We start from the raw sequence: 20,476 nt of genomic DNA on the forward strand, positions 1-20,476 counted from the left end.
TCATGGCGATGCATTTGAAGGAGGACGTGAGTGATGACGGTGAAATGCATGACATTAACGTCACGCCGTTCATTGACGTCATGCTGGTTCTGCTGATTATTTTCATGGTGGCGGCGCCGCTGGCAACGGTGGACATTCGTGTCGATTTGCCTGCGTCATCGGCAGCGCCGCAGCCGCGGCCGGAAAAACCGCTTTATCTGACGGTCAAAGCGGATAAGCAAATGTTTCTGGGAGAAGAGGTCGTTAGCGAGCAGTCGCTGGCTCAGGTGTTGGACGCAAAAACCAGCGCTAACAAAGAAACAACGATCTTCTTTCAGGCGGATAAAAGCGTTGATTATGAAACCATCATGAGCGTGATGGATTCACTGCGTAAAGCGGGCTACCTCAAGGTTGGCCTGGTCGGTGCGGAAACCGCTGCCGCTAAATAACGGCTGAAGGTTGTGTGTTAAGAAGGAATGCGGGATGAATGTCCAAACCGCGTTCCTTTTTTTACGTCTATAGATTGATGTCGAGATGATAGCAGGAGGCTTTGTGCGTTAGCCTACGCCCGCGATTCAGGGTGACGCCAGTGAATCCGCGTCGGGATGTAGCGTCGATCTTCTTCGAGCGGCTGCTGTGCGATCAGGCTGGTTACCATCTCAAAGCTGTTGCGTGCCAGATTTTCACAATCCTGCGCCACGGTGTCGATTTTCAACGGTAAGCAGTCAAACAGATAGTGATCGTCAAAGCAGCATAGTCGGATGCCGCTTTCCATCAGGTTATGCTGGTTCATATAACGCAGCACGCCTTCCATCAGGCCACAGGCGGCGACAAACAGCGCTTTTGGCGGACGACCCAGCGTTGCGCACAGTTGGGCAAACATTTCATAACCCGCGCTGGGGTGATAGTTGCCGTGAATAATCCACTCCGGCTTGCAGTCGATACCTGCGCGCGTGAGTCCAAGTTGAAAGCCTTCCAGACGGTGGCGAGTCGGGGAGATTCGCGGCTGGCCGCCAAGGAAATAGAATTCATCACGATGCTGGCGGGCGATACGTTCGACCATTTCCGCCGTGGATTCTACCGCTTCGGAAATCACCATCGGCAGTGTGGAATCACCAATCACCCGGTCAAACTGTATGACGGGCAACTGCTGATTAATTTTCTGATATTCGACATCGCTTAACAGGCTGGAAGCGACAATCAGGCCATCGACCTGACGTTGCACCAAACTGTTGACCGCCATCATCTCCTGACTGGCGTTTTCGTCGGTGCAGGCAATCAGCAACTGTAGCCCTGCTTCACGACACAGCATTTCCAGCTCGCGGGAAATCACGGCAAAGCCGTAGTTGGTCATTTCCGGCACCACCAGCCCCAGCGTGTTGCTGCGTGAGGAACGCAGCGAACGTGCGTGAATGCTGGGCTGATAACGTTGCTCATGTGCGACGGCTAAAATGCGATCGCGGGTTTCATCAGAAACGCGAAACTCTTTGCTACGCCCGTTAAGCACCAGGCTGGCGGTAGATTTTGATACACCAGCCAGCGCGGCGATGTCACTGATTGTTATGCGTTTAGTCGGTTTCACCGCGAGGTCTGCTATCAGAAAAAAGGGAAGTTATTCTATCACGCATGGCGCTAACAGCCAGTGCTGTAGCATTAATCGCCCCGAGCCGCTGAATGTTATGATCGCCTCGCTTTCCGGGAAATAGCGTGCAGACATCACGGCTTCACCGTCGTTGATAAAAATTTCAACGCTGGAGCGATCGCACAGGATCTGCAATTGGTTCAGATCGCCGCACCAGTAGCGATGCTCGGGCTCGCCTGTGCGACGGTTACGTCGGCTCAGTGTGACGCGTTCACCGTCCCAACAGAGAACCAACTGGGAAGCGAGGCTGAGCTGGAATTCTCCCTGCACGGTGATAAGGATTTCCGCGCTGCTAGCGTTCAGCGGAGATGCGTAGTCTGCGGCACCCTGCCAGCGGTAATGCTGTCTGCGCAGCAACTGCAACTCGCGCGCAGGACGTTGATAAACGCGATCGTCATGCAGCGTGAGTTCACGCGGGCAGGTCATGGTATGGATCCAGCCATGTTCGATCGTCGGTTCAAAAAATTCATTGTCGTCAGGAATCGACATCCAGCCGAACAGCAGGCGTCGCCCGTCTTCACTCAGCGTGGTTTGTGGAGCGTAAAACTCGAAGCCGAGATCCAGTTCGTGGAAATCCTGATGCGGGTAAGCGCCGTTTTCGTAATTGAGTGAGCCGATGAAATAGCCAGCCTGAAAGGTATTCAGGTAGCGTTCCTCTTCGGCGGGAACACCCTGCGGGCAGCAAATCAGTACGTCTTTGCCATCCAACGGGAACAGGTCCGGGCATTCCCACATATAGCCAAAATCACCGAGCCCGCCCAAACGGGAACCGGCGATCTCGCCGATCTTTTCCCACGCCAGCAGATCGGCAGAACGGTAGAACAACACTTTACCTTGTAGATCGCGATCCTGTGCACCGAGCACCATGTACCAGTGGTCGTCATGACGCCACACTTTGGGGTCGCGAACGTGGCCAGTGTAGCCGTCGGGGAGCGTCAGAACCGCTCCCAGTTTGTCATATTCACCGTTAGGATTCTCACGGGCGAGGCACTGAAATGCGGTACGTGAGCCGTCATCGTATTTGACGTTACCGGTGTAAATCAGCGTGATCGCGCCATGATCCACCACGGCAGAACCGGAGTAGCAGCCGTGGCTTTCATAGCTTTCGCTCGGCACCAACGCGACGGGCTCATGCGTCCAGTTCACCAGATCGGCGGAACTCCAGTGCCCCCAGAATTTCGCTCCGTGGGCACAGGCTAAAGGATTCCACTGATAAAACAGATGGTAACGCCCGTTGTGATGAATAAATCCGTTCGGATCGTTGAGCAGACCAACGGTCGGAGACAGGTGCCATTCCGGGCGATACGGATCTTCCTGTTTCCGTGAATGGCCTGACATCAGGGCGTGCGCCATGCGCTTTAGTAAGTGGACTTCCTTCATTATTCGCTATCCGTTTTATATTTCAGCAGTAAGGAAAGGATAAAGGCAGCACCGAACGCAATTAACATCCCAATCAGGTAGTTAAGCATCGAGCCCCCTTGCACAATCGCCAGTCCCGGAAAACCGGTCAGCCCGACTGCCGTCATATTGACGTGATTGAAAACCACCCATGCGCCACCGAGTGCACCGCCTGCCAGCGCTGCCAGGAACGGTTTAATGAAGCGCAGGTTGATACCAAATATCGCTGCTTCCGTGATGCCTAGCAGACAAGAAAGCCCGGCGGGAACGGCAATCGCTCGGGTTTTGGCATCACGCGTTTTGAAGTACACCGCCAGACACGCGCCGCCCTGCGCCACGTTCGCCATCGCCCAAATTGGTAGCAGGAAGTTGACGCCAATATTCGGGTTGCCAAGCAGCCCAGCTTCAATGGCATGGAAGCTGTGATGGACGCCAGTGATCACGATAACTGAATAGAGGCCGCCGAACAGTAAGCCGGCCAGCCAGCCAGCGTGAGCAATCAATGTGCTGAGAACCAAAGAAATGCCATCGCCCAGTGCACGCCCAGCCGGACCAATGAGCAGCATGGCGACAAAGCCGGAAATGATGACGGTTAAAAACGGCGTGACGATAATGTCCAGCGCATCCGGTACGATCTTACGCAGGCGTTTTTCCACGATGCTCATGAACCAGACGGCCAGCAGGACCGGAAACACGGTGCCCTGATAGCCGATCATGGCGATGTCCATGCCGAAGAAATGCATGGTCTGGAAGCCCCCAGCGACGCCCCAGGCATTGGTCAACGCTGGATGAGTCAGGATACCGCCCAGCGTCGCACCCAGATAAGGGTTGCCGCCGAATTCCCGCGCAGCGGTAAAGCCGATCAGAACAGGCAGGATAATAAATGCTGCGGAGCTGAACATATCCAGCATGACAAAGATTGCGCTGCTGGAATCGACCCAACCGTAGGTCTTGATCATGCCGAGCAGCCCCATCAGTAGACCGGACGCGATAATCGCCGGCATGATAGGGACGAAGATGTTCGATAGCAGGCGCGCCAGACGTTGCAGCGGATTCAGTTTTTTCGCGGCAATCGAGGCGGCTTCGGATGTGCTCGATTCACTGATGCTTGCCGCTTTGATGAACTCGGCATACACCTTGTTGACCAGCCCTGTGCCGAAAATGATCTGCATTTGTCCGGCGTTCTGGAAGCAGCCTTTAACGCCATCGACGCTCTCGATCGCTTTTTTGTCAGCCAGACTGTCATCCTTTAGCACCAGACGCAGACGAGTCGCACAGTGAGCCGCGTTGGCGATGTTCTCTTTCCCACCGAGAAGGGGGATGAGTGCGGCGGCGGTTTTGTTGATATCCATGTTATTCCTCTTTGTATACCGTCACTTTGGCGCCGACTAGTGCATCGTCGACGCCAAGGCCGGACAATGGTTAGAACCAGGTTTCCATCTGGATACCGAAGTTCCATTCGCCGCCTGCTTTAAAGCCGGTGGAGCCAAACGTATCTTCCCTGGAGTAGTTATCCAGTCGTTTATCCCAGTCCATGTAGCTGGCAAACACGCGCAGTTCAGGGCGGCTAAAGAAGTTGCCGATATCGCCGACCTTGAACGTCGGTGCGAAGGTCAGCTTGTAGAAGCCGCCGCTAACCTGATTCAGGCTGCGATAACCGCGTGGATCGAGGTCCATGTATTGATAGCTGCCTTCATAGGCCAGTGCAAAGTTTTCGGTGATTTCCTGAATCAGGCGCGCATTAAACGTCACCCATTCGTAGCTATCGCCGTTGACGTAACGGTCTTTACTGGTTTGCGCCAGAATGGACGGTGCGAAGCTCCAGGTCTTGTTCAACGCTGTCGTACCGTAAGTCGCAAAGCGCCAGGTGTTAGCGTCGTTGGTCAGGTTGCCATCGGCACCGATGTTCTTCACTTCACCACCCAATCCGTGACCGTAGAGGATCGCAGTTTTCGATGTCCCGTCGCGCAAGCCGTAGAAGCTGTTGCCGTGGTAAGCCACCATCGCGTGATAGCCTTTGTCGCCCGCATTCACGTTGGTGACGGTAGCACCGGTATTAGAACGGGCTTCATTGTCTTTTGCCCTCATACCGCTCAACATGAACTGGAATGGCCCGACATAGTGATTAGTGGTTAGCACGTAGTTCTTAATATCTTGGTTGGTTGTCGTGTTCGAACCATCTGGTGAACCAAAGCTGCGGCCATACAGCGAGAAGTTACTCTTGGCGCTATCCGCCCATTTCACGTCATAGATCCCGCCGCCGGTGCCCGCGAGGAAGACCACATCGCTGTCCAGCCAATGAATATCGAAATTATCGCGATCGAAGCGTTTACCCGCCCACAGCGTGGTGTCCTTAAAGGCGCCAGTGAAGGTTGGCAGTGAACCTAGCTCGACGAAGGCTTCACGGATGTTCAGGTCGCTGGTGGCCGCCGTCCAGTCGTTATAGCTGCGCTGACCGTCCGCCATCATCACCTTGAAGCGGGTGGTTGCGCCGTTATCCAGCTTTTGTTTGTGTTCCAACTTGAGCTCGACGTAAGTGTCGTCTTCATTGCCTAAACGACCAATATGTCCGCCAGTTTGGCCCGCAGGGGACATCCCCGGCCCGATATCAGTTTTGGAACTGGTGGCGGAATCATTGATCGACAGACCGGAACGCGCGTAGCCGTGGAATTCAAATCCATCAGCGAATGTTTTTTGCTTAGCCAGTGCCGCTGTGCGCTGTTCCACCTGCTGGGTTTTTTGTTCGGTTTGCGTAGTGCGGGTGGTGAGCTGTTGGGTTTGCTTTTCAGCGGCGTCAGCTCTGGCCTCGGCGGCCTGAGCGCGGGCTTCAGCTTGTTGCAAACGCTGTTCCATGGCGTTCAGGCGAGCTTCAATGCTGTCGGTGTTGGCAGCAGCAACATAAAACGGGGAGGAGAGTAATACTCCTATCGTCACAGCAAGGTGGCTTGGTTTCATTTTTTCGTTCTCGTCGTGAAGGCGATGTATTGTTTTTTGATTTCCCATGTTTAGCTAAATTGCTAAACCGGTTTTTCATGGGAAAAATAAAAGCCAGCAGAAGGGTTAGCAAGAAATTTTACTCGCCCGATTCTGTAACTGTGATCCTGACTACAAAACCGGGCGGTAACCGTATTAAACGGAGGGGGTTATGGCTTGGCTAAGGGCGGGCGTGTAACTGCTGAGCGTAGGGGAGTGCGGTCATCGCGCCTTTCGCCGTGGTAGCCAGAGCTCCGCACCGCTGTGCCTGCGCGATAATGGTGTCCCAGCTCAGCGGCTGTGACAGGTCGTCATACTTCGCCAAGCCGTGCAGCAAACCGGCGACGAAGGCATCCCCCGCGCCGGTGGTATCGACGGGCGTCACCGACGGCGCGGCAAAGTGTTGTAGCTGATGGCGATCGTGTAGCCAGACGCCTTCGCCGCCCAGCGTCACCAGCAAGAGTTGGGTAGGATAGTGCTGCATAAACTGCTGAATCCCCGCTTCAACATCCGGTGTTGAACAGAGAAAGGCCAGTTCTTCACGCGACAGCTTCACCACGTCGGCCAGCATCAGCGCCTGTGTTAGACAGTCGCGCAGTTCCTGCTCGCTTTGCCAGAGGTCGTCACGGATATTTGGGTCGAAGCTGATCCATCCCTGTGCGGCTTTGACCTGCCGCATCGCCGCCAATGCGGTACTACGCGAGGGCTCCTGCGAGAGTGCGATGGAGCAGAGGTGCAGCCATTCTCTCTGGCTGAACACCGGCAGATCTTCCGGCTGCAAAAACAAATCGGCACTCGGGCGCACCATGAACGTGAAGGTGCGTTCCCCTGTTTCATCGAGGCTCACGACCACGGTTGAGGTTCGATGTAGCTGGTCGTGTGCCATGTAGCGAGTATCAACGCTTTCCCGTTCCAGCACTGTTCTCAGAAAATGGCCAAAAACATCGTCGCCAACGCGACCAACAAAGGCGCTGTTTCCTCCGAGTCTGGCAATGCAGACTGCCACATTGGCGGGCGCGCCGCCAGGGCATTTCAGATAGCGTTCCTCATCTTCTGGGATGAGATCGACAACGGCGTCGCCCATGACCCAAATTTTGTTTGCCATAACGTTACTCTTATCCATGATAATTAGACTGTTTGCTAAAATAAAAGAATCGGTTTAGCTACGCAATATCATTATGAGCATGTCTACAGGATAAAATAACAGGGAGGAAATACACTGGGGAAGAGATGGTGAGTTACAGGAATATTTTAAGTGTATGGATAATCATGTTTTTTTTGACATAAAGGCGTAGAAAAAGGAAAGTGAACGCGATCGAGTTTTTGAACACGCGGGCTAAATAAAATACATTTTTGCCCGATACTCTTTATGTCGTTTGGCGGTACTGCGTGACTGTCACAAGGAAGATACCAAGAAGGAGAGAATGGCATGGCTCATAAAATCTTGGATAATATGTTGGATGAATTAAAAACAGTGGTTAAACAGCATGTTGGTGATAGTGCTGATGTTCAGATTGACATACGCTATCTGGAAGGTGGACGTAAAGCGCTTCGTATTACCATTCCTGATATTTCCACCCTGGAAATTGAATTTAATCGGCGTTCTGATCGTGCGTAATTACAACTTGCTGTGGGGAATATGGGCGATATGGGCTTTATTGGTTATCGTCTGGCTGATTGATACCTATAGTGAATTTCCCCTTCGATATTACGGTCAGGGCGTGGCAGCCGTACTCGCCGCAAGTGCCACGATCGCATTTTTCTATATTGTTAAAAGGAATAACACGATGTTTTCATTCGATAAAAACAAAAAAGACGCAAAAGAATCACAAGAGCGCAGTGAAATAAATAGCTCTCCCGCTATCAGTCCATCGAACGAGTTGATTAATTCAGTGAACCCTGTGCGTGTGAAAAAAGACACCTTCATTTCTCAGGGCGCGTGTATGACGGGCTCTCTGGTCGTGGATGGCAACATTACCGTGGAAGGCCGGGTAGAAGGTGATGTGCAGTGTGATAACACGATTAAAGTGGATCACACCGGTCAGGTTAACGGCGAAATGAAATCGCAGCAAATCATCATCAATGGTCGTGTTGAAGGACGCATAGCCGCCAGCGTCGTCGCTATTCTGGCGCAGGGCAAAGTGTTCGGCGACATTTTCACCGATGAACTCTCCATCGAAAAAGGCGGTGTCTTCACCGGCCAATCCCACCCGCTGACCCCGCCCGCGCAGAGCCAGGAAAAACTGACCTACGTGGAAAAGAAAAAAGAGAAAACCAGCAAAGCCCCCGCAGAGCAAGAGAACGTCGTCGCGCTAGCGAGTAACGCGCCAATGGCGTGATATTGTCGGGAACGGTCACTCTGACAGGTAAAGTCTATGGACAAGGAAGGCAGTATCGGCCGGCGCTATTTTCAGTATTGGGGAAAAGCAAAAAAATCGGCAGATGCGCTGGAGGGGGATGATTATCATCTGCTGCCTTATCACGGTTTGGATGTGGCAGCCTGTGGTTATTTCTTATTAAAGGGAAACTATTTTCAGGCTAACCATGTGCTGCGTGAACTGGCATCTGGCGATGATGATGTCGCCGCGTGGTTTGCGTATTTTCTGGCCTGGCACGATATCGGAAAATTTGCCCGAGGTTTTCAGGGCAAATATGCCAACCCTGATTCCCCGTTAGTCCAGCATTCGGGGCAGTCAGGGAGGGACAGGCATGACGATCTGGGCTTCTGGCTATGGACGATGCGTGATGACATTCCCAATTTATTTCCTTTAGGGACGAAAAAGCTCACTTCGGTGGTGAAAAATACGCTGGAGATCTGGCTGAACATTGTTACCGGGCACCACGGCAAACCGGCGGCGGAATGCAAAGGCAGTCTGGCTTTTCATCGTGATGACTATCTGGCGGTAGAGCATTACCTGCATGATCTGGAAACGTGTTTTCCCGATGCGTCTACGCTCCCTGCCTGCTTCGCTGATAAAGGCTGGCGAAACCGGCTGAAGCAGCAAAGCTGGGCGCTGGCTGGTTTGACGGTTCTGGCAGATTGGCTGGGCTCGCGCCAGCAGGATTTCTGCTATTGCAGCACGCCGATGCCACTCGAAACCTATTGGCGTGAACACGCGCTGCCGACGGCAGAAAGGGTCATCTCGCGTTTGCCACGAACGCCGTCTACCGCTCCTTTCCATTCTATCCAACAGCTCTTTCCGTTTATCCAGCGCCCAACGCCGCTGCAACAGCAGGCGCTGGAGGCTGATATTTCTGCTGACGGGCCGCAGCTTTTCATTCTGGAAGACGTGACTGGCGCGGGGAAAACAGAAGCGGCGATGGTACTGGCGCATCGGCTGATGGCGCAGCAAAAAGCGAGCGGTATTTATGTCGGCCTGCCGACGATGGCGACAGCCAATGCCATGTACCTGCGGCTTGCCAAGGCCTACCGCGCATTATATTCATCAAAGCACAGCCCTTCGCTGATGCTGGCGCACGGAGCGAGGCATATGTCGTCAGCCTTTATGCAATCGTTGTGGGAGGGCGACAGTCAGGGGCAGACGCAGTACGACAAGAAGGAAAACGCCGCGAGCAAAGACTGCAACATTTGGTTTGCGGACTCGCGCAAGAAAGCGCTGCTGGCGGATATCGGCGTGGGGACGCTCGATCAGGTGTTGATGGCGGTGATGCCGTTTCGTCACCAGTCGCTGCGGGTGTTGGGGTTACAGAACACGCTGCTGATTCTTGATGAAATACATGCGTATGACGCCTACATGAGCAAGCTGATCGAGTTGTTGATTGGTTTCCATGCTCAGCAGGGCGGTAGCGTGATTATCCTCACCGCAACCTTGCCGCTTAATCTGCGGGAAAGGCTGACGTGGGCGTTTTCGCAGGGGATAGCGTGTGAAGCTGTACAGCTTAATCCTGACGCGGCTTATCCGTGGTTGACGCAGTTAACGCGTGAGGGGCTACGGGAAACGCGGTTGGATACGCGGGCGGAAGTGCGACGTGAGGTCAAGATTGGCTGGTTGACGGAACGGTTGCAGGGCATCGAACGTGTGAAGGCTGCTGTGGCGGCAGGGCAATCGATCTGTTGGATCCGGAATACGGTGGATGACGCTATCGCCGTGTACCGCCAACTCATTGAGGCGGGTATTGCAGAGGAAAATATATTGCTGTTCCACAGCCGTTTCGCCTTTTGCGATCGCATGGCGATTGAGGAACAGGCGCTGACGTGGTTTGGCAAAGACAGTACGCCGGAGCAGCGTGGTGGCAAAGTACTGATTGCCACGCAGGTGGTTGAGCAATCGCTGGATATTGATGTTGATAATATGATTAGCGACCTTGCGCCGATCGATTTGCTGATTCAGCGTGCAGGGCGGCTACAGCGGCATATCCGGTTTCTCGACGGGCATCGTAAAACAGAGTCGGACACGGCGCCGCTAACGGATGAGCGCTCGGCGGCGGTACTGTACATTATGGCACCGGTCTGGCAACCAGAAGCAGGAGCCGACTGGCTAGGCGATGAACTGCACAATAGCGGCTACGTTTACCCCGATCATGCTGCGCTGTGGCGCACGCAGGCGATATTACGCGACCACGGTGCGATAAAAATGCCGGAAGCGGCGCGACAGCTGATCAACAGCGTGTATGAAGAACAGATCGCGGTGCCTCCGGCCTTGGAAGCGATAGCCTGCACGGTTTTGGGGAAAAACTACGGCCAGCGTTCTTTCGCACTACAGTCTGCGCTGGCGTTGGTACACGGTTACTGTGCTCAATCCAGCGACTCTGGCTGGAGCGATGCGGTGGATATCTCCACCCGCATAGGAGAGGAAACGCTGGATCTGTATCTGGCGTGGAAACCGGAAAACGACGGCGACCTACCACAGCCTTACGCCACATCGGACACCTTCGGCTGGGAGCAAAGCCGCGTGCAGGTGCGGTTAAGCTGGTGGCAGAAGCGTAAAACCGGATTGCCAATATTGGAAGGTGACGCGTTAGAACGGTTTCAGCAGCAATTACACCGCCCACAGGCCGAGGTTCTGCTGCTGAATCGGGGTGAAACCCACGCGTTTTATAGCGAGCGGGTGGGGTTGATGCTCAGTCAATAAATGTCTCAACAGGCACATTAAAGTAGCGAGAAAAGTCCTTAACTTGCTGTAATGTCATGGTTCGCTTACCGTTAATAATGTCAGAGATGACGCTTTGCGTTGCAATTTGCTTCAAATCTGACTGCTTCAGCCCTCTTTCTTCAATAAAAAAAGCTAAGGCTTCAGCCTGACTGACGTGGGGCACATCCTGATTTTTCTTTTCATATTCATAGACTCTGTCTGTGATGAGCTCTGCGAAAGTGGCTGGAATATCATTGACATCAGAAGAGTAGAGGTAAAGCTGATTGATGCACTCCATTCTTTCCTGAAGATCTTTATCGTCTTCAATAGGTTCCATACAGGCAGTGAGCAAAACAGACAGACTGCTAAGCTGCTCAGAGGCTTCCTGAAGCAGAAGAGGTAAATTTTCGATGAGCCCGCTGATTCCTACAGGACTGTTAGAACCCAGAGATGTATTTCGCATAATTCACCTTTTTGTCTTCGTTTGAGCTTTCCACCACTTATCGTACTCGGCGTGAGAGCACACGTCTTTCACATACAAAGAACCCGTATTAGGGTTTAACCATGCTATGATTCTGCAATTGTTACCATGTATATCAAATACATATATATCAAGTGGTCCTTTGCGGCTTTCGTTTTCTAGCAATGTGAAAGGTATGCGATCGACATTCCAGCAAGATGTATTTCGCCATACATGACATAACTGTTCGTAGGACTCAAACCGCAGTGATGGCTTGTCAAAAACATCCAGCCATAACTTCAAACCAACTTTCCATTTCGCATGCTTTTTCATCGCATCGGTGATGGCCTTGGCTGAGATGACTCTCATTCTTGCTCCCTAATAATATCGCAAATTGCGATAATTGCAAAAAATACGGCACATTCGGTACCCCACAGAGCGCGCTGTTAACATACAAAATATCCCTTTTTGCGGAATATCTTTTTCTGCTATTCCCTGTGTTTTCTGCCAATTAAATAGCGCTTGCTGAGTGAGTCTGGCAGACGTTAAGCGATCGCGTGACGCTTTGAAGTCATTCGGATGCTCACGCCCGGTATAGCAAGATTAAACGAGACCGAAGCCTATTTTTATGCGGTAAATGACATCACTAATAGAGCCAGATATACCCAAATTTCTTAAATTAACGTTTTCGTTGGGTAAAGCAGCTAAAAATATCTCCATGTGGATTCGAATGTCATCGGGTATTTCTATTTCGTTTTCAGTTAGTTGACCAGAAAGCCGAATGACATCGTTGCGATGTTTATTTATGGTTTTGGTATCGATGGTTTCACCTGCTTTTTTACGATTTGAAAGATCGAGCCAAGCATGCATTTTGAAGGGAATTAGTCGGTCTGCACCGATGTACGATAAGTGTTCAGTTTGTTGAAGACCATTCTTCAGAAAAGCGTAGTAATTGTCGTCGAGCAGAATAGCCGAAAGGCTAGAAATATCCTCTCCCGTTGGTATGGGAATGATAGATGCATCTTTAGGTGGAGTTATACCTTCTGGTGAACGTGAAAAAATCTCTATTTGTACTGGATAAGTGCTGTCTTCAGGGTTCTTAAAACGATAGAAGATTGATTTTTCGCCACCGCTTTGGCGATGTTCATAGCCTCCTGCTTTGATGAACTCCCAGAATTTATTCAAAAACTCAGGGGTCAAGGTTTCAATGATCAAAACGATGTCTAAATCTTTAGTCGATCGGAATGGCTCCCCGACCTCATCGAGAGTAATCCAGGAGGCTACTCCGCCGATCAACACATATTGATCTTGATAATCCTTGAAATATTCACCAAAAAGGCCTAGTCCGCGAATTTCATCCATGGGTAATTTTCCTTAATTTCATCGAGCGATAGTTGAATTCTTTCATCAGGATTATCCTTAAAAGCCAGATAAAGGGATACTTCATCAACGACATTAGTTGAAGATTTAGGGCTACGATAGCGCCAGATCTCGATAGTGGCTTTTGCGCTGTCAATATCCGTCACCTCTTTAAACTGGCCGCTCTCCAAAAATGTTGTGTAGATTTTCTGCGTCATCGCGAATACAGGGTGTCGGCCTGATGAAAGTAGGGTGTATTTCGCCAGAGCAGTATCACCGCTATAACATACGTCTTTACCTAATTTTGGGATTTTGTTCACCATAACCGTTTTCTTAACAGGGCTACGCATCATCGGCAGGGCTTTTTTAAAGGTATCTTTTTGCGAATGGGTAAAAGTATAACGTTTGGTTGTAAATGCCTCTTCAGTATCAGGAATGAGTATATCTGCGTTGATTAGTTCTGTAGTGACTTTGGAAAGCGTTACCCTGCTGTACTTATAAGGTGCCATGAGTTCATAAGCGTTGTAGGCTAAACCAGATTGGTTCCATCCGTCATAAAGTAACCGGATTAGTATGGCTTGGGTTGCGGGAGAAAATTCAGTGCCCCTTTCCTGATTCTGTTTCCTCATTCTGAATGCTTCGCGCAAATCCATAGCCAATTCAGGAATAAAGAATTGCCGGTCAATGGAGATGAAGTTAATTTGTTGTTCAATAAGGCTTTTTCTTTCTACAAAGGAGAGCGTATCAGTAACGTAAACGACAACCCTTTCCGTTTTTTTCTCGATAACAGCGAGGCGTTTTTTTAGGGCAACAATACCTGGGTATTCTCCATCGTGCTGGATGATGGCCAACAGAGGTATGAGTGCACCGTTTGGCAGGTAGATGTCTAATTCGAAGAACTGGAAAGCATCCTGGATGCTGAATGGGACATTGAGCTTTGTTTTAGCAGCCTTAATTTTAAATCCTAATGCAGATTGAATATAGTTTTTTAACTCGGTTATTTTCATTGTCATTTTTGCTCTCCGTGTAAACTTACTTTTTGTAATGTATATCAGGTAACTTTCAACGGCAAAAAATTACTTTACACGAAAAGATATCACAGGTGTTTTGTCTGTTATTGCTGCTTTGGCAAAGGAAAGATATAAAGGGGGTTTTGCAAGTGCCGCCGCACCCCACCTGTACTATCCCAGCGCTAAGCCACAAACGTGAGCCATCTCTCTGGCGTCGCGGGCTGAATGCGTTAAAAAAGAGACTGTAGAACCAGCCGTAATCGGCTTGCCGCAAGGACGCGGCGTACACAGGAGGTACGATGTTTTCATTGATTGAAGAACCTTGGTTGCCCGCCGTCTTTGCGGATGGCCAGATAGATAACATTTCCCCGCAGCAGCTCTCCGACGACACTATTATCGATCTTGCCTGGCCGCGTGCCGATTTGCAGGTGGCGGGCTATCAGCTCCTTATCGGCCTGCTGCAAACCGCCTATGCTCCTGTCGATGACGATGGCTGGAGTGAGATCTGGGAGGGCGGGCTTGGCTCCGACTTTTCGCAAGCGTTAGCCACGCTGGCACCGGCGATGCAGTTTGGCGCACAGAAGCCCGCGTTTATGCAGGATTTTGCCACGCTCGACAGCGACCCGACACCGATTTCCGGACTGCTGATCGATGCCCCCGGCGGCAATACGCTCAAGCTAAATAAAGATCACTTCATCAAGCGCGGCATGGTCAGCGCGGTGTGCCCACACTGTGCGGCAATGGCGCTGTTCACGCTGCAAACCAATGCGCCATCCGGCGGGCAAGGGCACCGCACTGGGATGCGCGGCGGTGGGCCAATCACTACGCTGCTTATGCCGGAAAAATCCGGTCTGCCGCTGTGGAAAAAGCTCTGGATGAACGTGGTGACGCAAGAGGTGATGCCCAAGGGTAAACCCGATGCCACGGTGTTCCCGTGGTTAGCGGCTACGCCCACCAGCGATGGTACTCACCCGCCTGTGACGCCGGAAAATGCACATCGGCTGCAAGCCTATTGGGGCATGCCGCGCCGTATTGAGCTGGATTTCACCACGCTACAGACGGGTGAATGCGATCTGTGCGGCACGGAATCGACCGCATTGCTCACGCAGTATCGCACCAAGAACTACGGCATTCAGTATGACAGCTGGCGGCACCCGCTCACTCCCTATCGTCATGCGCTGAAAGGCGATGCCCCTTTTCTGTCGGTGAAAGGGCAACCGGGCGGGCTGGCGTACCGTGACTGGCTAGGATTGCTGGTGGCGGTGGAGGATAAAGTCAATCACACATATCCCGCTGCGGTCGTGCACCACAATGCCCAGCGAGATGAACTGCGTAGAGAATCGGGGCTGTGGTGTTTTGGCTACGATATGGACAACATGAAGGCGCGTTGCTGGTATGAGCACCATGTCCCGCAGTTGTTTGCCCTGGCCCGTTTTCGTGATGATCCTCTTGCGCTACGTGAATATAAAGACCATTTGCAACTGGCGGTAGAACTGGCGCGGGACAGTGCCACGCTGCTGCGTCAGATGATTAAAGAAGCCTGGTTTTCGCGCCCTAAGGACGCAAAAGGGGATTTCAGTGCCATTGATGTCGCGTTCTGGCAGGAAACGCAGCCTGATTTTATGCGGCTGTATCAGTCGCTGGCTCAGGGGGATGCCCCCGCTGCGGCGCTGAAAACCTGGCAAAAGGCGCTCTACCGTTATCTGTTGGAGAACTACGATGCCCGCGTGTTTAGCAACCCAGACGAACACCGGGATCTGGCGAAGGCAGCGGGAACGCGGAAAAAGCTGAGCGCGTTTTTCTATAAGCAAAAAGCGTCAGAAACCATTAAACAAATGCAGGAGGCAGTGGATGGCAAACACGGCTGATTTTTTGGTCATCAACAAGGATGACGAAAAAAAAATTAGTGACTGGTTCGAGGTGCTACAAAATCGCCATAGTGCTGCGGGCAATGGTCGTGCGCGCCGAGCAGAGTTGCGCCGCGCTACACCGCCTTATGGCGTGCTGACCTGTCAGGGGTATCACGATCTGGCGGGGAAGCTGGCAGCGCGGCTGGAAAAGGAACACCACATCGTGGCGCTGGCGATTTTTGTTTCTGTCGCGGCACATGCGGAGAAAAACACGTTGAAGACCAGCTTCGCCGCGCAGCTAGGTGAAAAGCAGGGCGGCGACCGTCCTTTTCTTTCCCCTTTGCGTTTTGAACGGCTCCAGCGGGCGCAAACGCCGGAAGAACTGTATCGCCAGCTTTTCCGTGCGGTGCAAATACGCGGTGAGGCAGGTGTCAACCTCCCTTCACTGGCGGACGGTATTTTCCTGTGGGTGGACGAGTGGCAGGCGCGGCAGGAAAACCGCGCGCCGGCGCTTCACCCTTTACGACGCAACGCCGTGCGCTGGGCGTGCGAGTATGCGCAGGCGTCACAAAACATCACCGCCGATGAGCCAGACACGACAGCAATGTTAACGACAGAAACGTCAACGACAGCTTCAGACAAGGAATAACTGATGACCACTTTTATCCAACTTCATTTTTTAACCGCTTATCCGTCTTCTAACCTGAACCGTGATGATGCGGGGCGTCCGAAAACCGCCATCGTTGGCGGCATCGAGCGTTTGCGGGTGTCCTCGCAAAGTCTGAAACGTGCATGGCGTACCTCTGAGGTGTTTGAGTCCGCAATGGACGGCCATATCGGCACCCGCAGTCGTCGCATTGGGCGTGATATCTACACTGCGCTGATTGCCGGCGGTATGAGTGAAAAGTTGGCCGATGAGGCGGCGAAGAGCATTGCTGAGCAGTTCGGTAAAGCGAAAAAAGAAGAGAAAGGCAGTAAAGACCCGCTGGAAAAATACGATATCGAACAGCTTGCTCACTTCAGCGTGCAGGAAAGGGTGTTGATCGACCAACTGGTTGCTCGCCTGATTGCTGAATCACGTAAGCCAAATAGCGAAGAGCTGAAACTGCTGCGCAAAGATGCCGCCAGCGTCGATATCGCGCTGTTTGGTCGTATGCTGGCTTCCAGCCCAGAATTCAATATTGAAGCAGCCTGTCAGGTAGCACACGCGCTGGGTGTGAGTGCCGTCACCATCGAAGACGACTTCTTCACGGCGGTGGATGATCTGAATACGTCAGCCGACAGCGGATCGGCGCATATGGGCGAACAGAGCTTTGCTTCGGCGCTGTTCTATCACTATGTCTGCATTAACCGCGATCTGCTGCTGGAAAACCTGAATAACGATGAAAAGCTGGTGGCGCGAACCCTGCGTGCGCTGACGGAAACGGCGCTGACCGTATCGCCGGGCGGCAAGCAGAACAGCTTTGCCAGCCGGGCGCTGGCAACCTATGCGCTGGCAGAAAAGGGAAGCGATCAGCCGCGTACCTTGTCGGTCGCGTTTTTCAAACCTATTCGCAGTGACGATCAGGTCAATAACGCCATCGAGCTGCTGCGTAAACAAAAAACCAAATTTGACCGAGTGTACGCCTCTGTGGGCAGCGTTCCTTTCTATGAGTTGAACGTTGAAGCCGAAAGCGAGGGCGGTTCGCTGCAAGGGTTACTGGATTTCATCAGCCAGTAGGAGCGCGATATGGATAACTATCTGGTCTTCCAGGTCTACGCCCCGCTGGTGTCGTGGGGGGAAGTGGCGGTGGGTGAAGTGCGCCATACCTCTACAGTGCCCAGTCGCTCGGCGTTGCTGGGGTTGCTGGCAGCGGCGTTGGGGATCCGGCGTGACGATAGGGCCGCGCTGACGGTTTTCAACCAGCATTACCACGTGGCGGTGCGGCCGCTTTCCAATCGTGAAACCTGGCTGAATGACTACCACACGGTGCAGATGCCGAAAGAAAACCGCAAAGTGCCGCGCTACACAAGACGTGATGAATTGCGGCCGGAGGCGGGGCAATCGCTCGAAACCATGCTGACCTCACGCGAATACCGCTGTGATGCCTATTACCACATCGCCATTAGTGCCACACCGGATGCACCTTACTCGTTAAGTGCACTGCGGGATGCGTTGCTATCACCGGTATTTACGCTCTATTTCGGGCGTAAAAGCTGTCCGCCTGCGCTGCCGCTGGCACCGCACCTGTTTGCCGGCACGCTGGCTGAGGTGTGGCAGTTAGCAAAGCAAACGCCAGCACTGAACGACCTTGCATTAGAGACGATCGGTCGTGCCGAAGGCGTGTGCTACTGGGAACAGGAAAGTGACACGGGATTAACGGCGCAATACCGCGTCTCACGGAACGATCAGCCCGCCGATCGACGGCGCTGGCAATTCACTTCCCGCGTGCAATATGCCGGCAGTGAAAAGGGAGAGGAATGATGTATTTTTCCAGAATAACGCTGCAACTCAATGCATTGCCGCGCGTGATGGCGGAAAAGCGGCTGCACGCGGGGGGCTATGCCAGCCACCAGTGGCTCTGGCAGCTCTTCCCCGAGCATCTTCAGAGATCGTTCCTGTTCCGTGAAGAGGCACATGAAACAAAAAGTCTGTTTTACCTGCTCTCTGAACAGGCACCGCAGGCAGGCCATAACCTGTTTCAGGTGGAAACCAAACCCTATCAACCGCAGTGGCATAACGGCATGATGCTGGCGTTTTCGCTACGAGCTAATCCGGTGGTCACGCGGGACGGCAAGCGTAGCGATGTGTTGATGGATGCACGTCATCAGGCGAAAGCTGCCGGGCTATCTGGCGTAGAACTGTGGCAGCATCAACAGCAGCGTGCTCATGACTGGCTGGTACGTCAGGGGGAATACGCGGGCTTTACGGTGTCGTCGTGTCGGGTCGATGGCTATCAACGCCATCGCCTGAACAAGCCCGGCCAGTCGGCGGCGATTATGTTCAGCAGCGTGGATTATGATGGGGTGCTCCACATTACAGATGCTGAACGCTTTGCGACGGCTGTCCGGCAGGGGTTAGGGAAAAGTAAAGCATTGGGATGTGGCCTGCTGCTATTGAAACGGGCGTAGCCTGCCCCGTTACAGGGAGAGTTGACGATGTATGTTCCGCTCAACCCGATCCCGCTTAAGGATCGGGTTTCACTCATCTTTCTGCAATACGGGCAGATTGATGTCATTGATGGTGCGTTTGTGCTGGTGGATAAAACCGGCGTGCGCACGCATATTCCCGTGGGGTCGGTTGCCTGCATCATGCTGGAGCCGGGCACGCGGATTTCTCATGCGGCTGTGCGTCTGGCTGCGACGGTCGGGACGCTGCTGGTGTGGGTCGGCGAAGCCGGTGTGCGGCTGTATGCGTCTGGCCAGCCTGGTGGCGCGCGGTCAGACAAGTTGCTCTATCAGGCCAAGCTGGCGTTGGATGAGGAACTGCGCCTTAAAGTGGTGCGCAAAATGTTTGAGCTACGCTTTGGTGAACCTGCGCCGAGCCGCCGTTCGGTCGATCAGCTCAGGGGAATTGAAGGTGCCCGCGTGCGCCAAACGTATACGCTGTTGGCGCAGCAGTATGGCGTGAAATGGAATGGCCGACGTTACGACCCGAAAGACTGGGAACGAGGCGACAAGGTTAACCAGTGTATTAGCGCGGCGACGTCCTGCCTGTACGGCATTACTGAGGCAGCCGTGCTCGCGGCGGGGTATGCGCCAGCGATCGGGTTTGTGCACAGCGGCAAGCCGCTCTCTTTTGTCTACGACATTGCCGACATCATCAAATTCGAGGGTGTAGTGGCGAAAGCCTTTGAAATTGCAGCCCGCAATCCTGCCGAGCCGGATCGTGAAGTGCGGCTTGCCTGTCGTGATATTTTCCGCAGCCAGAAAACGCTGAGCAAACTGATTCCCTTGATTGAGGAAGTCTTGTCTGCGGGGGGCATTACGCCGCCGCTGCCGCCGGACGATGCACAGCCGCCTGCAATCCCAGAACCGAAACCGTTTGGTGACAGCGGCCACCGGGGGCAGGGTTAAATGAGCATGTTGGTGGTGGTGACGGAAAATGTCCCGCCGCGTTTACGCGGCAGGCTGGCGGTGTGGCTACTGGAAGTCCGCGCAGGCGTGTATGTCGGTGATACGTCACAACGGGTGAGGGAAATGATCTGGCAGCAGATTATCGAACTGGCAGAACAGGGCAACGTGGTGATGGCGTGGGCGACGAATACGGAATCCGGTTTTGAGTTCCAAACCTGGGGAGAAAACCGCCGAATGCCGGTAGATCTGGATGGCCTACGGTTAGTCTCTTTCTCACCTATTGAAAATCAATAAGTTAGCGATCTTTAACAACATGGAAAAATCGGTGGGATTTTTTATGCCGAAAAAAGTATTATAAAACAATGCTCTATTTTTAGAGTGTTCCCCGCGCCAGCGGGGATAAACCGCATTCGTTTTCCTTTTCCCGCTAGCTCGTCAGCGTGTTCCCCGCGCCAGCGGGGATAAACCGATGGGATACCCCTTGTTGAGGTTCCTCAAACCGTGTTCCCCGCGCCAGCGGGGATAAACCGCGTACACAAGTTCATTTTTCAGTGGCAACGCCGTGTTCCCCGCGCCAGCGGGGATAAACCGCAGCGCAAACATAGGTTTTGCGTCGTCAATGCGTGTTCCCCGCGCCAGCGGGGATAAACCGTTGT

20 protein-coding genes and 1 CRISPR repeat array (1 of these 21 cut by a window edge) are annotated in these 20,476 nt (G+C 52.9%); of the genes, 11 read left to right on the forward strand and 9 right to left on the reverse strand.

Features of this window, described 5'->3' with window-relative positions; genetic code table 11:
* Positions 1-2: 2 nt before the first annotated feature.
* Entirely contained in the window at positions 3-428 is a 426-nt protein-coding gene (gene exbD, locus H0248_RS12965) for a TonB system transport protein ExbD (RefSeq protein ID WP_010280259.1), read from the forward strand.
* Positions 429-541: 113 nt separating this feature from the next.
* On the opposite strand, the gene H0248_RS12970 is transcribed toward exbD, so the two are convergent.
* From H0248_RS12970 to H0248_RS12990, 5 genes are all read right to left on the reverse strand, one after another.
* Positions 542-1,561, reverse strand: a complete 1,020-nt coding sequence (locus H0248_RS12970) for a substrate-binding domain-containing protein (RefSeq protein WP_180786237.1) — start codon at positions 1,559-1,561, stop codon at positions 542-544.
* A gap of 30 nt (positions 1,562-1,591) precedes the next feature.
* A complete protein-coding gene (locus tag H0248_RS12975) occupies positions 1,592-3,001 on the reverse strand; it encodes a glycoside hydrolase family 32 protein (protein ID WP_180786238.1) in 1,410 nt (469 codons plus the stop codon).
* On the reverse strand, positions 3,001-4,371 hold the full coding sequence (locus tag H0248_RS12980) for a sucrose-specific PTS transporter subunit IIBC (protein ID WP_180786239.1): 1,371 nt from the start codon (positions 4,369-4,371) through the stop codon (positions 3,001-3,003). Before H0248_RS12980 ends, H0248_RS12975 begins: the two co-directional genes overlap by 1 nt.
* A 70-nt stretch (positions 4,372-4,441) precedes the next feature.
* Positions 4,442-5,974 carry a carbohydrate porin gene (locus H0248_RS12985; RefSeq protein ID WP_180786240.1) on the reverse strand — a complete coding sequence of 511 codons (1,533 nt, stop codon included), beginning with the start codon at positions 5,972-5,974 and terminating at the stop codon, positions 4,442-4,444.
* 199 nt (positions 5,975-6,173) lie between these two features.
* Positions 6,174-7,097, reverse strand: a complete 924-nt coding sequence (locus H0248_RS12990) for an aminoimidazole riboside kinase (RefSeq protein WP_180786241.1) — start codon at positions 7,095-7,097, stop codon at positions 6,174-6,176.
* 324 nt (positions 7,098-7,421) lie between these two features.
* Here H0248_RS12990 and H0248_RS12995 point away from each other — a divergent pair, with 324 nt between their 5' ends.
* The 3 genes from H0248_RS12995 (at position 7,422) to cas3 (ending at position 11,085) form a co-directional block, all read left to right on the forward strand.
* On the forward strand, positions 7,422-7,610 hold the full coding sequence (locus H0248_RS12995) for a hypothetical protein (protein WP_110162805.1): 189 nt from the start codon (positions 7,422-7,424) through the stop codon (positions 7,608-7,610).
* A gap of 169 nt (positions 7,611-7,779) precedes the next feature.
* Entirely contained in the window at positions 7,780-8,331 is a 552-nt protein-coding gene (locus H0248_RS13000) for a bactofilin family protein (protein ID WP_180786285.1), read from the forward strand.
* A gap of 36 nt (positions 8,332-8,367) precedes the next feature.
* The gene (gene cas3 / locus H0248_RS13005; protein ID WP_180786242.1) at positions 8,368-11,085 is read left to right on the forward strand and encodes a CRISPR-associated helicase Cas3'; all 2,718 of its coding nucleotides are present in this window, start codon (positions 8,368-8,370) and stop codon (positions 11,083-11,085) included.
* Here cas3 and H0248_RS13010 read toward each other — a convergent pair.
* The 4 genes from H0248_RS13010 to H0248_RS13025 all read right to left on the reverse strand — a co-directional run bounded on the left by H0248_RS13010 (position 11,075) and on the right by H0248_RS13025 (position 13,917).
* Positions 11,075-11,548 carry a helix-turn-helix domain-containing protein gene (locus H0248_RS13010; protein WP_180786243.1) on the reverse strand — a complete coding sequence of 158 codons (474 nt, stop codon included), beginning with the start codon at positions 11,546-11,548 and terminating at the stop codon, positions 11,075-11,077. The genes cas3 and H0248_RS13010 overlap by 11 nt on opposite strands.
* Before the next feature lie 3 nt (positions 11,549-11,551).
* Positions 11,552-11,914 carry a type II toxin-antitoxin system HigB family toxin gene (locus tag H0248_RS22500; RefSeq protein ID WP_180786244.1) on the reverse strand — a complete coding sequence of 121 codons (363 nt, stop codon included), beginning with the start codon at positions 11,912-11,914 and terminating at the stop codon, positions 11,552-11,554.
* Positions 11,915-12,148: 234 nt separating this feature from the next.
* Positions 12,149-12,907, reverse strand: a complete 759-nt coding sequence (locus tag H0248_RS13020; protein ID WP_180786245.1) for a hypothetical protein — start codon at positions 12,905-12,907, stop codon at positions 12,149-12,151.
* The gene (locus H0248_RS13025; protein ID WP_180786246.1) at positions 12,886-13,917 is read right to left on the reverse strand and encodes a hypothetical protein; all 1,032 of its coding nucleotides are present in this window, start codon (positions 13,915-13,917) and stop codon (positions 12,886-12,888) included. Before H0248_RS13025 ends, H0248_RS13020 begins: the two co-directional genes overlap by 22 nt.
* A gap of 296 nt (positions 13,918-14,213) precedes the next feature.
* On the opposite strand from H0248_RS13025, the gene casA reads away from it, so the two are divergent.
* The 7 genes from casA to cas2e are packed head-to-tail and all read left to right on the forward strand — an operon-like array spanning position 14,214 to position 20,114.
* Positions 14,214-15,782: a type I-E CRISPR-associated protein Cse1/CasA gene (casA, locus tag H0248_RS13030; RefSeq protein WP_180786247.1), complete on the forward strand. Its 1,569-nt coding sequence runs from the start codon at positions 14,214-14,216 to the stop codon at positions 15,780-15,782.
* Positions 15,766-16,413, forward strand: coding sequence for a type I-E CRISPR-associated protein Cse2/CasB (gene casB / locus H0248_RS13035; protein WP_180786248.1), 648 nt, complete (start codon positions 15,766-15,768; stop codon positions 16,411-16,413). Before casA ends, casB begins: the two co-directional genes overlap by 17 nt.
* A gap of 3 nt (positions 16,414-16,416) precedes the next feature.
* On the forward strand, positions 16,417-17,484 hold the full coding sequence (gene cas7e, locus H0248_RS13040) for a type I-E CRISPR-associated protein Cas7/Cse4/CasC (protein WP_180786249.1): 1,068 nt from the start codon (positions 16,417-16,419) through the stop codon (positions 17,482-17,484).
* 9 nt (positions 17,485-17,493) lie between these two features.
* Complete coding sequence (cas5e, locus tag H0248_RS13045) at positions 17,494-18,228, forward strand: type I-E CRISPR-associated protein Cas5/CasD (RefSeq protein WP_180786250.1); 735 nt, start codon at positions 17,494-17,496, stop codon at positions 18,226-18,228.
* Positions 18,228-18,875 (forward strand): type I-E CRISPR-associated protein Cas6/Cse3/CasE, encoded by a 648-nt coding sequence (gene cas6e / locus H0248_RS13050; protein WP_180786286.1) that lies wholly within the window; start codon positions 18,228-18,230, stop codon positions 18,873-18,875. Before cas5e ends, cas6e begins: the two co-directional genes overlap by 1 nt.
* A gap of 27 nt (positions 18,876-18,902) precedes the next feature.
* Entirely contained in the window at positions 18,903-19,820 is a 918-nt protein-coding gene (gene cas1e / locus H0248_RS13055) for a type I-E CRISPR-associated endonuclease Cas1e (protein WP_180786251.1), read from the forward strand.
* A complete protein-coding gene (gene cas2e, locus H0248_RS13060; protein ID WP_102117148.1) occupies positions 19,821-20,114 on the forward strand; it encodes a type I-E CRISPR-associated endoribonuclease Cas2e in 294 nt (97 codons plus the stop codon).
* Positions 20,115-20,198: 84 nt separating this feature from the next.
* Positions 20,199-20,476: a CRISPR direct-repeat array (repeat unit 29 nt; unit sequence GTGTTCCCCGCGCCAGCGGGGATAAACCG) (it continues 2,134 nt past the right edge of the window).

Origin of the sequence: Pectobacterium brasiliense (genome assembly GCF_013449685.1) — a bacterium.
Taxonomy (GTDB): domain Bacteria; phylum Pseudomonadota; class Gammaproteobacteria; order Enterobacterales; family Enterobacteriaceae; genus Pectobacterium; species Pectobacterium brasiliense_A.

Bases quoted from the DNA above. Each gene is read 5' to 3' on its own strand.
- cas3 (WP_180786242.1), top strand. From the start codon at position 8,368: ATGGACAAGGAAGGCAGTATCGGCCGGCGCTATTTTCAGTATTGGGGA.
- H0248_RS12985 (WP_180786240.1), bottom strand. From the start codon at position 5,974: ATGAAACCAAGCCACCTTGCTGTGACGATAGGAGTATTACTCTCCTCC.
- cas1e (WP_180786251.1), top strand. From the start codon at position 18,903: ATGTATGTTCCGCTCAACCCGATCCCGCTTAAGGATCGGGTTTCACTC.
- cas2e (WP_102117148.1), top strand. From the start codon at position 19,821: ATGAGCATGTTGGTGGTGGTGACGGAAAATGTCCCGCCGCGTTTACGC.
- H0248_RS13025 (WP_180786246.1), bottom strand. From the start codon at position 13,917: ATGACAATGAAAATAACCGAGTTAAAAAACTATATTCAATCTGCATTA.
- H0248_RS12980 (WP_180786239.1), bottom strand. From the start codon at position 4,371: ATGGATATCAACAAAACCGCCGCCGCACTCATCCCCCTTCTCGGTGGG.
- H0248_RS13000 (WP_180786285.1), top strand. From the start codon at position 7,780: ATGTTTTCATTCGATAAAAACAAAAAAGACGCAAAAGAATCACAAGAG.
- H0248_RS12990 (WP_180786241.1), bottom strand. From the start codon at position 7,097: ATGGCAAACAAAATTTGGGTCATGGGCGACGCCGTTGTCGATCTCATC.
- H0248_RS13010 (WP_180786243.1), bottom strand. From the start codon at position 11,548: ATGCGAAATACATCTCTGGGTTCTAACAGTCCTGTAGGAATCAGCGGG.
- casB (WP_180786248.1), top strand. From the start codon at position 15,766: ATGGCAAACACGGCTGATTTTTTGGTCATCAACAAGGATGACGAAAAA.
- exbD (WP_010280259.1), top strand. From the start codon at position 3: ATGGCGATGCATTTGAAGGAGGACGTGAGTGATGACGGTGAAATGCAT.
- H0248_RS12995 (WP_110162805.1), top strand. From the start codon at position 7,422: ATGGCTCATAAAATCTTGGATAATATGTTGGATGAATTAAAAACAGTG.
- H0248_RS22500 (WP_180786244.1), bottom strand. From the start codon at position 11,914: ATGAGAGTCATCTCAGCCAAGGCCATCACCGATGCGATGAAAAAGCAT.
- cas6e (WP_180786286.1), top strand. From the start codon at position 18,228: ATGTATTTTTCCAGAATAACGCTGCAACTCAATGCATTGCCGCGCGTG.
- H0248_RS12975 (WP_180786238.1), bottom strand. From the start codon at position 3,001: ATGAAGGAAGTCCACTTACTAAAGCGCATGGCGCACGCCCTGATGTCA.
- cas7e (WP_180786249.1), top strand. From the start codon at position 16,417: ATGACCACTTTTATCCAACTTCATTTTTTAACCGCTTATCCGTCTTCT.
- H0248_RS13020 (WP_180786245.1), bottom strand. From the start codon at position 12,907: ATGGATGAAATTCGCGGACTAGGCCTTTTTGGTGAATATTTCAAGGAT.
- cas5e (WP_180786250.1), top strand. From the start codon at position 17,494: ATGGATAACTATCTGGTCTTCCAGGTCTACGCCCCGCTGGTGTCGTGG.
- casA (WP_180786247.1), top strand. From the start codon at position 14,214: ATGTTTTCATTGATTGAAGAACCTTGGTTGCCCGCCGTCTTTGCGGAT.